Consider the following 12,748-nt stretch of genomic DNA (forward strand, 5'->3'; position numbering starts at 1 on the left):
GCTGGTGTGTCGCTAAACAAACCGGAATCAGTCACCAGCGTGGACGATGGCGGGGTCCACCCAGATAACAAAACTGTCATCTCGCTTGATCACGCCCCGGATTGAGCCGGCGTCGTTCGCGGGGGACCGGTCGACCTGCTCCGGCGTGATCTGGACTACCTGATACACCTCGTCGACGAGCCAGCCGGCCGCGCCCTGTTCCTCAACGATCTCCGGGTCGAAGACGATGATGCGCTTCTCTTCGCCCTCGTCCTCGATACCGAAGACGACCTTGGGGTCGACGATCGATGTCGTGCGCCCGCGAAGGTCCATGACGCCACGGACGTGCGGCGGGGCGTTCGGGACGGACGTGAGTTCGCCGATATCGACGATCTCAGTCACGTAGTCGATACTCACGCAGTACGTTTCCGAGCCGAGCTGGAACTCGAGTACCTGGCCGGTGGTGGCTGACTGTGCTGCCATTGCGGTTCTTATCCAAACTGTCGCGGACAGGGGCGCATAAAGGTGCCTGCTGGGCTATCAACTTTGATTACGTGGGCGGAGTATTTATTTCGGGGCCGGACGGGATTTGGAAGTAGGTATGAGGATGTCTCGTTCGCCGATGTCTCCTGTCCGACGGGAGCGTTGGTGATATGGCAGATGGTGTCCGCGCCGTGGTCGCAGACGACTCTCACTTCATGCGGAGTGTCATCTCTGATATCCTCAGCGATGGCGGTATCGATGTCGTCGCGCAGGCGCGTGATGGCGAGGAGGCAGTGTCGGCCGTTATCGAACACAAACCGGACGTCGTGACGATGGACGTCGAGATGCCGGTAATGAACGGCATCGAGGCGACGGAGCGCATCATGGCGGAGTCTCCGACACCGGTGTTGATGCTGTCGGCCCACACCGACGAAAACGCCGACGTGACGTTCGAGGCCCTCGATAAGGGCGCGGTCGACTTCTTCACCAAGCCCGGTGGCGAGGTGTCGATGGAGATGTCACGCCTGAAAGACCAGCTGGTCGAGATGGTCAGCTCCGTCGCGGCGGTCGATGTTGGCGCGACACACAGCCACGGCGGGACAACCAGCGACAGCGGAGCGGGCTCACCGACGGCTGGCAGTTCAGCCACTGACCGGAGGGCAACCGGAGGCTCGTCGAGTCAGACGACCTACGTTGCGAACCCGACGCTCGTCATCGGCTCTTCGACCGGCGGCCCGAAGATGGTGGAACAGGTAATGGAAAACCTCCCCATCGAGGCCGACCTCCGGGTGCTCATTATCCAGCATATGCCGGAGGGGTTCACCGGCCGGTTCGCCGAGCGGATCAACACGCGAAGTGATTACGAGGTCCGGGAGGCCACAGACGGGGCGCGCATCGGCGGCGGCGAGGGACTCGTCGCTGCCGGCGACCGGCACATGGAGGTCAAGAACTACCGGAACGGCCGACTGCGGACGAAGCTGACACAGGACGAACCGGTCAACAGCGTCCGTCCGGCAGTCGACGTGACGATGCGGACGGCCGCGGAGACGATCGACGACCCGCTCGTCGGCCTCATCCTCACCGGGATGGGCGAGGACGGCGCGGACGGGATTCGGCGGATCAAGCAGGCCGGTGGCAAGACCATCGCACAGGACGAGGCCACGTCCGCGGTGTACGGCATGCCAAAGCGCGCCGCCGAGACGGGCTGTGTGGACACTGTCTTGCCTATCGACGACATTGCGGACGGCATTATCGACACGATTACCACTGAGGTGACCTGACAATGGACGACCAGTATTTAGACGCATTCATCCGTGAAAGTGAAGAAGCGATTACCGAACTCAACAACTCGCTGCTCGAACTCGAGTCCGACCCCTCCAACACGGAGGCGATGGATTCGATCTTCCGGACAGCCCACACGCTGAAGGGGAACTTCGGAGCGATGGGTTTCGACAACGCAGCGAACCTCGCGCACGCGATGGAGGACCTGCTCGACGAGATGCGCCAGGGCGAGATGGAGGTCACGCCGGACCTGATGGATCTCGTCTTCGCCGGCGTCGACAAGATCGAGGTCATCGTCGGGGAGATCGAAGAGCACGGCGAATCGGGGACGGAGACCGACGAGATGGTCGAAGAGCTCCGCGCCGTCCTCGAAGAAGGGGCCGCCGCCGCGGGCGACACCGAAACGGCGGACGACGGCGACTCCTCGGACAGCGACGAGTCGCTCTCCACGGATGCCAGCGTCAGCGATGCCGACATCGACGCCGACGCTGTCAACGAGCGAGTCCTGCAGGCCGAGATCAGCGTCGGGGAGTCGGACATGCTCGGCGTCGACTCGATGCTGGCCGTCGAGTCCATCGAGGGGCGGTTCGACATTCTCGATTCGAGTCCGAGCCGTGCCGATATCGAGGACGGCGAGTTCGAGGACACGTTCGTCCTGTATCTCGACGGCCCCGACGCGGCGACCGTCGACGCCGAACTGGGGACGACCGGCAAGGTCGACAGCTTCGACGTGACCGACGTGACCGACGAACTGGTGAGCGACGCAGACACCGGCTCCGATGCTATCGAGAGTACTGACACGGGTTCGAACGCAGGCTCGGACCCGAACCCGGGTGCCGAAGAGGAACACAGCGTCGACGAGATCAAGTCCGTCCGCGTCGACGTGGACCAGCTCGACGACCTCCACGGGCTCGTCGAGCAACTGGTCACGAGCCGAATCAAGCTCCGGCGTGGTGTCGAGAAAGACGACCTCGACTCCACCGGCGAGACGCTGAACGAACTGGACAAGATCACGGCGAACCTCCAGAACACGGTGATGGATATGCGGCTCATCCCGCTGAAGAAGGTCGTCGGGAAGTTCCCGCGGCTCGTCCGGGACCTCGCGCGCGAACTCGACAAGGACATCGAGTTCGAGATCGAGGGCGAGGACATCGAACTCGACCGGACCATCCTCACCGAGATCTCGGACCCGCTGATGCACATCCTCCGGAACGCCGTCGACCACGGCATCGAGTCGCCCGAGGAGCGAGAACAGGCAGGCAAGGACCCGACTGGCCACATCACGCTCCGGGCCTCCCGCGAGCGCGACCACGTCATCATCGAAGTCGAAGACGACGGGGCCGGGCTCGACGTGAGTGGAATCAGGGAGAAGGCCGTCGAAAAGGGCGTCCGCTCGCCCGAGGAACTGGACGCGATGGACGACTCCGCGGTGTACGACCTCGTGTTCCATCCCGGCTTCTCGACGGCCGACGAAGTGACTGACACCAGCGGGCGCGGCGTCGGCATGGACGTCGTCCACGACACAGTCTCTCAGCTCGACGGGTCGGTCAGCGTCGACTCCGAACCGGGCGAGGGAACGACGGTCTCGCTGCGCCTGCCGGTGACGATGGCTATCGTCAAAGTGCTGTTCGTCAAGGTCGGCGGCGAGGAGTACGGCGTCCCGATCAAGAACGTCGACGAGATTACCGGAACAGAGGAGGCGAAGCAGGTCAACGGTCAGGAAGTCATCAAGCACAACGACGAGATCTACCCGGTCATCCACCTCGACGACACCTTCGACATCGAGGGCGAGACGGCAAACGGCGACGGGATGCTCGTCCGCATCCGCGAATCCGAGCGCCAGGTCGCGCTCCACTGTGACTCGGTCAACAGCCAGGAGGAGGTCGTCGTCAAGCCCCTGGAGGGTATCCTCTCGGGAACGCCCGGCCTCTCGGGCACGGCCGTCCTCGGCGACGGGAACATCGTCCACATCCTCGACGTGGTGACCCTATGAACAAAGGTAGCGAGCGCACCTTCGAGGACCTCGTGGAGTTCATCGGCGAGGAGATGGACTTCGAGTCGGGCTTTTACAACGACTCGTATCTCGACCGCCGCATCACCGCGCGGATGCGCCGGACCGACACCGAGGACTACCAGTCCTACCAGCGACTGCTGGAGCGCGACGACGGCGAGCGCGAGGAACTGCTCGATTCGCTGTCGATCAACGTCACCGGCTTCTTCCGGAACCCGGACGCGTGGGAACGACTGCGGCCGGTCCTCCGAGAACTCACGGAGAACAACCGCACCGTCCGGCTCTGGTCGGCCCCGAGTGCCGACGGCCGCGAGCCGTATTCGGCGGCGATGCTGGCGCTCGACGACCCCAAGGTCGACGCCCGCCGAGTCGAGATCACGGCGACGGACATCAACGCCGACATCCTCGAAGAGGCCCGAAAGGGCACCTACGCGACCTCCCAGACGACCGACATCGCCGACGAGTTGGAGCCGCTGGACGATTACACGAAGTACATCGAGCAGGACGGCAACACGTTTGAGGTTCGGGACCGGGTCAAGGAGATGGTCACGTTCGAGCAACACGACCTCATCCGAGGGGACCCCAAACGCGATTTCGATCTGGTGTTCTGCCGAAACCTCCTCATCTACATCGATTCGGAGTTCAAGGTCCCCATCTTCGAGACGATCCGCGGATCGCTCCGCGAGGGCGGCTACCTCATGATCGGCATGACCGAGACGCTGCCCGCGGAGTGTCGGGACTCCTTCGAAGCGGTCGACAAACGCCACCGCATCTACCGGCGTGTGTAGCGACCAATGAGCCTCTACGAACTGGAACGGGACGGCAAGGCACAGGAACTCATCCGCCTCCTCAGGGAGAGCGACAACGAACGGGTCAAGACCCGCGCCGCGGAGCTACTGGGGAACTTCGACGACCACGACGACCGGCGCGACGTGGTCAACGCGCTCGTGGACGCGGCCCAGAGCGACAGCGACGCGATCACCGGCGCGGCCATCGACTCGCTGGACGAACTCGGCGACGACGCGATCACGCAACTCATCGGGAGTATGGCCGGCGTCGACCTCGAAGACGACGCCGCAGACTGGGTGAAGGCGAAGGCGTACATGCAGGTACTCGACGCCGATGTGCCGGAACTCCGGATGGCAGCGGCCAACGGCCTCGGGAACCTCGATCAAGCCGACGCGGTTCCGAAGCTGGCAGAGCGCTTCGAGGACCCAGACCCGCGAGTACGAGCGCGGGCGGCCCGGTCGGCCGGGAAGATCGGCGACTCGCGGGCGACGACCCCCCTCGAAAACGTGCTGACGGACCCGAAAGCCGCCGTCAGGCGCGAGGGGGCGGACGCGCTGGGAAACATCGGGAACCGGCAGGCGTTGCAGGCGCTGCTCCCGCTGTACGAGGACGATGACGAGCGGGTCCGGCGCATCGCCGTCGGCGGGTTCGGGAACTTCGGCAACGACCGGCCCGTCGACTATCTCATCGAAGCTCTCTCGGACGAGTCGGCCGCCGTCCGCCGGACAGCCGTCTACTCGCTCATCGAACTCCTGTCGAACGTCCCGACCGACCAGAGCCACCAGATACGGGACACCGTCGTCGAGAAGCTCTCGAACACAGACGACCGCAGCGTCGTCGTGCCGCTGGTCGAGATTCTCGAAGAGAGTACGCAAGCGGCCCAGCGGCGCAACACCGCCTGGATGCTCGGCCGGGTCACCAGCCAGGAGGAGCGGGACCGAGTCATCGAATCGCTCGTCGACGCGCTCGGCGAGGACGACCAGATGCTCCGGCAGTTCGCCGCGACCAGTCTCGCCGAACTCGGCGACGACGACAACATGGTGGAGCGGCGGCTGCTCAAAATCGTGCAGGACGACGACGTCGACCCCGAGATCCGGGGACAGGCTATCTTCACGCTCGGGAAGGTCGGGGGCGAGCGGTCCCGGAAGACGCTTGACAAACTCATCGACGAGACCGAACACGACGTGATCCGGAAGAAGGCGTTCTCGGCCATCTCGAAGCTCGGTGGCCGCGGATGAATCGTCCGAGTGGATTAAGACGTGGCAGAGCGTACACGGGAACGATAGCTGGCTAACCGATGAGCGACGGAGAACACGCACTGGTCGATACGAAGGGGAAGTTCGTCCAGGTCGTCTCGGACGGGCGCAAGCGAAACGACATCGAGTGGCTACCCGGTCGGGTCCTCCTCTCGAACAAGCGCCTCGTCCTCGCGACCAACGACGGCAAGCGGACCATCCCGCTGTCGAAAGTCAGCAGCGTCACGGCCAGCCAGATGAACCAGCCCCTCGCACAGGTGGACAGCTACGTCAAGGTGCAGGCCGGCCGGAACGTGACTCTCATCTCGGCGAAAAAGGCCGATGAGTTCCAGGAGAAACTCTACAGCACGCTGCTTGACCAGACCGTTGTCCTCATCAATCATCCCGCAGTCAAAGGTGGTGTCGTCCAGGACGGCGGCTGGGAGAAGGGGCGACTCAAACTCGACGGCGACTGCATCAATCTGGCCATCGCCAGCGGCACGTTCGTCGAACTGGATATCGACGACGTAGGAACGGTCGAGAGCAAGGAGAAGACGATTCGCGGGGACGAGCGACCGCTGTTAGAGGTCGAACACACTATCGAAGGAACCAGCGTCGAGACCCACATCTCGGGGACGCCCCGACACGTCTCGCTCATCGAGGGGCTCGTCCGGCAGGGCGAGCAGCGTAACATCGCCGACGACGTGGACCTCTCCGACAAAGAGACACAGGTGCTGATGGCGCTGTACTCCGGCATTTCGCCGTTCAAGATTCCTGACTTCGTCGACATGGAGATCGAGGAAGTCGAAGACGTGTACGACCGGTTGATGGAGGCTGACATCCTCGAACCGGTCCGGACACGCCGGGAGGTCCAGCTTGAGGCCCGCGGCCGCTCGATCGCGAGTGACGCGATGGCCGACCAGTAACCGAGACGTGTGACGGTGCGACCGGGACGGACGGTTCGACGCGTTTTTGAAGCGCGGTTGATTGAGAACAGGTATGGCAGAATTCACGGTCGCCGTCTCCGATCCGGAGGACGGCCACACCTACCAGATCGACGTCGACGGACAGGACGCAAACCGCTTCATCGGCCGCGAGCTCGGCGACGAGGTCGACGGCGGCGCTGTCGGCCTCGATGGCTACACGCTCGAACTGACCGGCGGCTCGGACACCTCGGGCCGACCGATGCGACCCGACGTTCGCGGCGTCACGACAAAGGAGATCATGTCCGACGGCGGCGTCGGCTTCAAGCCGACCACCGACGGCGAGCGCAAGCGCATCACCGTCCGCGGCCGCGAGGTCAGCGACGACACGCGCCAGATCAACGCGAAGATCACGGCCCGCGGCAGCGACGACGTGGCCGAACTCCTCGGCGACGACGACGAGTAAGTCAGTGCCGGACCGCGTTCCCAGTGACCACGAAACCGTCGAGACGCATCGCGTTCCCGTCGAGTCGGTCGGCCGAACCGACCGACCGCGGGTCGTGCTCCCGGACGAACTCGATTTCGACGACGGCGACACCGTCCGCCTCGCGCTGGACGGCGACCGGTACCACGCCGTCGTCGAGACGAATCTCGACGGCGAACCGGTGCTCTCACACGTCGCCGACAACCGCCGACTGGCCCGTGAACGGGACGGGACGAACCGCCTCGCGGAGTGGGTCGCCGACAGCGAAGTCTCGCTCGGCGGGTCAGCACATCTCGACGTGGTAACCGACGGAACCGAGTACGGCCTCCGAACGCCGGGCAAGCGCGTCGTCTATACGGCGACCGGCGGGCCGGACGCCTCGCTGTCAGATATTGCTCGAAACCTCGACAACTGACGCCGTTGGCCCCCGTTCTCCCGAATGAAGCCGATTTTTGCTGCTGATACTCGCGCGAAACGCTCAATATCAGTGCTGATGTACATCGGGTAACGGACGAATGTCGGAATCAGTGATCGCGGATTTCGTCGGCAAATTCAACTCCGAAGTGGCCGGTCGGGGCGACCCCATCAGGGGTCGGATCGTCCTCTCGCAAAAGCGGCTGGTACTGGCCGCGAGCGAGGACGACAAGCTGACGATCCCGCTGGACTCGATTTTCGACATCGCCATCGGACAGGTCCCGCCCGACCTGGGCGATTTCTTCGACTCGACGGTGACGATCGCCTTCGAACGCAAGGGAAAGCGACTCGTCGCAGCCATCGAGGCCGGTGACGAGAAAATCGAGAAGTTCGGCACGGTGCTGTTCAAGGCTGTCATCAACGGCACCGAAACGACGGTCAAAGAGCGCGCCCGCGTCGGTGGCCGGGTCACCGACGAGTCGTTCAAGACCGCGAAGCTCTTTCTCACACCCGGGAACGTCGAGTTCCGACGCAAAGACGGGTCGTTCAACGTCGATCTCAAAACGGTGTCGGACTTCGACCGGAACACGCGGGAGATCAACGGCACGGGCCGGCCGGTACTGACAGTCCGGCACATGAAGGACGGAACGGCCATGACGACGCTGGCCGCGATGGCCTCAAATCGTAAGATGTCCATCCTCGGGCGCTATCTCCGCCGCGAGTACGCCGAGCTCATGGAAGAGCTCAAAGACGTCGAGCTCACCAAGGACAAGAAGGAGGTGCTGGTCGCCATGTACTCGACCGGCGACATGGACGGGATGCCGCTGGCGAGCATTCTCGGCAAGGACTCCTCACAGGTGTCGATGATTCTTCAGGACCTCTCCGCTGACGGGCTCGTACAGGACGGGGCCGACGGGCCGGCGCTCACGCCGACGGGTAAGGTCGTCGCCAGCCGCCACCTCGAAGACGTCAACGCCTGATACGGATTGTTGTAGATTATTTCCGGATAGTGCCGATCACGGGGTCGACATATACCGGTAAATCGCTACAACAATCCGTATGAGACGGATTGTCTACCTGTTTACTCCTCGGCCGCGACAATCGTACTGACTCTGGCATTCTCTTTGAGCTGCAGCCCCGCGCCGCCGACCGATAGCGGCACGCGCGGGAGCGCGTCGACGTGTAGTGTCGGATGCGTCGCGCCGCGTTCAAGCAGTTCCGTCCGCGACTGGAGGGTCACCGTCGCCTCGCCAGTCAGTGATTCGTTGTACTCGATGAGGTACTGGCCGCCCCGCAGCGTCCACCACTCGTAGTCGTCGTCCGGGTCCCGCTTCTCGCTCGAATGGGGTGTGACGCCGGCCGCGTCGAGTTCGCCGCCGCCGAAGTCGATCCGCCCCGGCTCGACGACCTCGTACACCTCGGCGACGGTGAGGTCGAACCCCGGGCTGTCGGTCTGAGTCGGTTCGTGAACGATATCCGTGACGTACTCGCCGAAGTCGGTCATGTGCGACTGTATCAGGCGAGTACGCGTAAAAGTGGGGCCGGAAGCGGCGGCACAACGCGTATTGGACTCGGTTGCAAAGCACGGCTGTGGCGTACTCGTGGCCGCTCTCGCCGAAGGTGACGCTGGTCGCCGCGATTCTCGTGGTGCTGCTCGCCGGCGCGGCGACGATGGTCGAGCCGGGATCACCGGGAGCGACGGCCGAGCGCGGGCAGGCGCCGACGAAACTGGTCGAACCCAAACCCGGCGAGAACGTGTTCTGGCCCTACACTAGTCGGTCGCGGTCAGCCTCGGGCCGGACGCTGGCGATAAACGTCGTCGTGTACGGCGACATGGCGACTATCCGTGACTATCTGACCCGCGGTCGGGACCCGGGCTGGAACAAGACAGGGGCCGACGAGCAGGACATCGACGCCGGCGAAGGACCGATAACGGAGGGCAACGCCACCAGCGGCACGCTCGTCGAATGGAGCGCAGCGACGGGGTCGACCCGCTACCTTTACGTCCACGACCGGACGCTCACCGAGGACCGGGCCGACGAGGTAACCCGACGGCCGTACCGTGCGGTTTCGTACACCGGTCCGCTGGGCAGAGAAGCGGCCGGGGCCTGGATCGAGGAGACCGACCAGCTCCACGACGGGACGTATCTGGGAGCACGCCACCACATCCGGCTGTACGAGTCGCCCTACGAGTCGGACAACTGGGTCGCTATCCAGGCTCACAGCGAGCACTGGGACTGGTTCCGGCTCCGGCATACAGTCCACGGCACCGAAGCGGCCCAGAACCGGGTAGAAGCCCAGTTCATGGGCGAGCCGTTCGCCGACGGTGTCTGGCGGCTCTACCTCGATAACGGCGGCGGGTCCGGCTCCGACGGCTGGGCGACAATCGTCGACCTCGTGGGAGACAGCGGCGGCAGTGGGCCCGGCCCGATGGCGCTTGGCATTACTGGGCTGGTGCTGGGCACGGCAGTCCGACGCCGCCACCGACGGCGGGACCGTTCGCGGGCCGACACCACGCAACCGCTGCTGTCCGACACGCCACTGTCGCGGTGGCTTCGGTCCAGCGACCGCCTCAGTCCCGGACCGGTCGACCGTCTCGTGCGCGGCCTCTCGTACCTGCTGCTTTTCGCCGTCCTCCTCGGGCTCTACCTCGGCGTCCGGTTCAGCGGTGTCGCGCTCGAACGGGCGTTTCCAGCGGCGGACCCCAAGTTCATCGCCGCGCTCCTGTACCCGGTACTCGCCTTTGGTCTCCCCGGCGCGGCGTACCTCGCCGGCCGGAACCTCGACCCGGTCCGGAGCTTCGCGGCGGCGGCGACCGGCACCGGAACTGCGTTCGTGCTGGACTACCAGTACCTCGCTGTCACGACCCTGCCACTCAACGTCGTGCTCCACCGGCTCGGCCTGGCCGTCGCACTCGGTGCCGTGGCCGCAGGGGCTGTGACTCGTGACACCACCACCAAGACAGTGAACCGTATCATCGGTGCCGGCATCCTCCTGTGGGTGTATCTCCTCGTTGCGGCGCTAGTGGGCTGGCTGTAGGGCTGGGAGGAACGCGGCACTTTTGGCCGACGAGTGACTCCCTCTCTGCATGACCAAACACACGGAGTTTCTGGCGGGCGAGCGGCCCGAAGACGTGCTGTTCTTCCTCCACGAGGACGCCGTCTCGAACCCCGGCGCGCTGGCCGAGTACGCCGACGAAGTCGAGGACGGCCACGTCCTCGTCCTGCCGGGCGACGACGGCCGGAGTGCGTTTCAGTCGGCAACGGGCATCGACCCGATGGGACTGGCCCAGCAGGCGATGGGCACCGAGGGGGACATCGGCGACGACCTGACCAGCGCGGTCTGTCCGGTCGCCGAGGAGGAACCGGAGAGCGACCACACCACCCGCTTTGTCTTCGCCTTCGCCGAGGAACAGAACGAGGACGTGGGCGGGCTCTACGCCGAGGGCGACGTTGTCCACGCCTACGCGGTGTGTGCCTGCGGAGAACGGTACAGCGACAAGTGGGTCGTCGGGGAGTAGCTTACAGCAGGAACGGTTCGGCAAGTCTGACGAGCAGTGCCTTCGGCAGGCCCGTGACGGGACTGCCGTCGTGTGCATACGAAATTCCGACCTCGTCGCGGGTGACGCCGTGGCGGAGGTGCTGGATACCGTCGAGGAGGAACCAGCAGCCGAGAAGCGTCCCGGGAACGACGACCCACGTTAGGCCGGCGGCCGACACCGTGTACGCCACGAAGCCGAACACGAGGAGCCCGAACACCATGTGATCGGCGTAGTCGCCGACAGCGGCCTGCGCGGCGTCGGCGACGAGCCAGACACAGAAGGCGAGCGCCGCCGCGACCGCGGCGTACCGTACCGAGCCGTCGAGGACGTACAGCGTCACGCCGACGGCAACGGCGCTTCCGAGTCGCTGTCGCACAGCTGTTTCGCGCGCGATTCGCGTGTGGAGGGACTCGGGCATCACCCGGCAGTGACGACGGAGAGATAAATCAACGTTGTGTCAGGGGGCGAGATACCGTTCAGTTCGTTCGCGGGTCCACCTATCGGTCGGTGTCGACGCCTTCCGCTTCTTCCTCAGGTAGTCGGCGGAACGCATCCACGATAGCCTGTTTCGCCACGGCCCCTTGCGTCGTCCAGTGGTGGGCGTAGTCCATCATGTCGTCGTAGATGTCGGGCTTGCAGCCCGCCGCCTTCGGGTGGCCGCCGCCGTTGACCTGCTGGGCGACCTCGTGGGCGCGCTCGAAGTTATCCGTCCCACGAATCGAGGCGGAGCCGGCGGGCTTGACGATGACGGCGGCGTCAGCGCCCTGCTCGCGGAGCGCCTCGGCGACCTCGTTCTGGGAGCAGCGGCCGTAGGTGACGCCGACCGTCCACTCGCCGACATCGCGGAGTTCGGCCCGCTCGACGGCCTTCTCGATGAGCGCCTCCTTCTCGACGCGCTTCTCGTCGAGGAACTCGTGGAACTCCGGAGAGAGGTCGGGGCCGTGGTCGCGGACCGCCTCGATGTACTCTTCGGGTTCGCTCCAATAGGACAGGTCCGCGAGGTCGTCGCTTCGGGGGTCGTCGCGGATCCAGAGGTCGTGGTCGCGGGTGACGGCGGCGAGGTCGGCCCACTGCTCGTCGAAGTCGTAGTCGAGTTCCGAAAGCGCCACGTCGGCGGTACACACTTCCTCGCTGTCCCCGACGGTGCGCTCGACGCCGGCCGCGTCGACGTCGTCGGCGAGATCGTCGGGCCACTGGTGGTGGTCGAACCAGACGACCCGTTCGACGGTGTCGACCAGCGAATCGAGGGGCGCGATGTCGGACTCGCGGTCGGGACAGAGGTCACAGATGAAGACGGTCGCGTCGGGGTCGGCGTACTCGGCGGTCCATTCGAGCGCTTCCGTGAGTTCGTGCGGGCCGGCGGGCAGCAGCGCACCTTCCCCGTGGGCCTCGCGGATCAGTGCTGTACAGGCCAGTCCGTCTGCGTCCGGGTCGGCGATAACAATGACGCCGGCGTCGTCCAGCGTTTCGGCGGCTTCCGCTTCGGCTTGCTCTTCCTCGTAGGAATCCGGGATAAAGAACCCCTCTCCGGGGAGTACGGATTTGCGGCCGATAGAGAGACGGTCGTCGTCGATGAGCCAATCGTCCATGCCCCAGCAAGCGGGCGCG

Annotated in this window: 14 protein-coding genes; 10 read left to right on the forward strand and 4 right to left on the reverse strand. The window is 64.9% G+C overall.

What is annotated here, in order from left to right; genetic code table 11:
* Positions 1-27: 27 nt before the first annotated feature.
* The gene (locus VI340_RS12635; RefSeq protein ID WP_008307828.1) at positions 28-462 is read right to left on the reverse strand and encodes a chemotaxis protein CheW; all 435 of its coding nucleotides are present in this window, start codon (positions 460-462) and stop codon (positions 28-30) included.
* 170 nt (positions 463-632) lie between these two features.
* Here VI340_RS12635 and VI340_RS12640 point away from each other — a divergent pair, with 170 nt between their 5' ends.
* The 8 genes from VI340_RS12640 to VI340_RS12675 all read left to right on the forward strand — a co-directional run bounded on the left by VI340_RS12640 (position 633) and on the right by VI340_RS12675 (position 8,579).
* A complete protein-coding gene (locus VI340_RS12640; RefSeq protein WP_008307826.1) occupies positions 633-1,742 on the forward strand; it encodes a protein-glutamate methylesterase/protein-glutamine glutaminase in 1,110 nt (369 codons plus the stop codon).
* 2 nt (positions 1,743-1,744) lie between these two features.
* On the forward strand, positions 1,745-3,736 hold the full coding sequence (cheA, locus tag VI340_RS12645; protein WP_008307824.1) for a chemotaxis protein CheA: 1,992 nt from the start codon (positions 1,745-1,747) through the stop codon (positions 3,734-3,736).
* Positions 3,733-4,542 (forward strand): CheR family methyltransferase, encoded by an 810-nt coding sequence (locus VI340_RS12650; protein ID WP_008307823.1) that lies wholly within the window; start codon positions 3,733-3,735, stop codon positions 4,540-4,542. The genes cheA and VI340_RS12650 overlap by 4 nt, the downstream gene beginning before the upstream one ends.
* A 6-nt stretch (positions 4,543-4,548) precedes the next feature.
* Positions 4,549-5,781 (forward strand): HEAT repeat domain-containing protein, encoded by a 1,233-nt coding sequence (locus VI340_RS12655; protein ID WP_008307821.1) that lies wholly within the window; start codon positions 4,549-4,551, stop codon positions 5,779-5,781.
* A 59-nt stretch (positions 5,782-5,840) separates the two neighbouring features.
* Positions 5,841-6,704: a CheF family chemotaxis protein gene (locus VI340_RS12660; protein WP_336329318.1), complete on the forward strand. Its 864-nt coding sequence runs from the start codon at positions 5,841-5,843 to the stop codon at positions 6,702-6,704.
* 73 nt (positions 6,705-6,777) lie between these two features.
* Positions 6,778-7,167, forward strand: coding sequence for a 30S ribosomal protein S6e (locus tag VI340_RS12665; protein WP_008307817.1), 390 nt, complete (start codon positions 6,778-6,780; stop codon positions 7,165-7,167).
* A gap of 4 nt (positions 7,168-7,171) precedes the next feature.
* Positions 7,172-7,600 (forward strand): DUF7112 family protein, encoded by a 429-nt coding sequence (locus VI340_RS12670; RefSeq protein ID WP_008307814.1) that lies wholly within the window; start codon positions 7,172-7,174, stop codon positions 7,598-7,600.
* A gap of 100 nt (positions 7,601-7,700) precedes the next feature.
* Positions 7,701-8,579: a CheF family chemotaxis protein gene (locus VI340_RS12675; protein WP_008307812.1), complete on the forward strand. Its 879-nt coding sequence runs from the start codon at positions 7,701-7,703 to the stop codon at positions 8,577-8,579.
* Between the two features lie 101 nt (positions 8,580-8,680).
* Here VI340_RS12675 and VI340_RS12680 read toward each other — a convergent pair whose 3' ends face one another.
* Positions 8,681-9,103, reverse strand: coding sequence for a deoxycytidine triphosphate deaminase (locus VI340_RS12680; RefSeq protein ID WP_008307810.1), 423 nt, complete (start codon positions 9,101-9,103; stop codon positions 8,681-8,683).
* Positions 9,104-9,189: 86 nt separating this feature from the next.
* On the opposite strand from VI340_RS12680, the gene VI340_RS12685 reads away from it, so the two are divergent.
* Positions 9,190-10,638, forward strand: a complete 1,449-nt coding sequence (locus VI340_RS12685; protein WP_336358465.1) for a hypothetical protein — start codon at positions 9,190-9,192, stop codon at positions 10,636-10,638.
* Between the two features lie 49 nt (positions 10,639-10,687).
* Entirely contained in the window at positions 10,688-11,119 is a 432-nt protein-coding gene (locus tag VI340_RS12690) for a DUF5807 family protein (RefSeq protein WP_008307806.1), read from the forward strand.
* Between the two features lies 1 nt (position 11,120).
* On the opposite strand, the gene VI340_RS12695 is transcribed toward VI340_RS12690, so the two are convergent.
* A complete protein-coding gene (locus tag VI340_RS12695; protein ID WP_008307805.1) occupies positions 11,121-11,558 on the reverse strand; it encodes a hypothetical protein in 438 nt (145 codons plus the stop codon).
* 79 nt (positions 11,559-11,637) lie between these two features.
* Positions 11,638-12,729 carry a DHH family phosphoesterase gene (locus tag VI340_RS12700; RefSeq protein ID WP_008307804.1) on the reverse strand — a complete coding sequence of 364 codons (1,092 nt, stop codon included), beginning with the start codon at positions 12,727-12,729 and terminating at the stop codon, positions 11,638-11,640.
* Positions 12,730-12,748: the final 19 nt, after the last annotated feature.

This window comes from Haloarcula sp. CGMCC 1.6347 (assembly GCF_037078395.1).
Lineage (GTDB): Archaea > Halobacteriota > Halobacteria > Halobacteriales > Haloarculaceae > Haloarcula > Haloarcula amylolytica.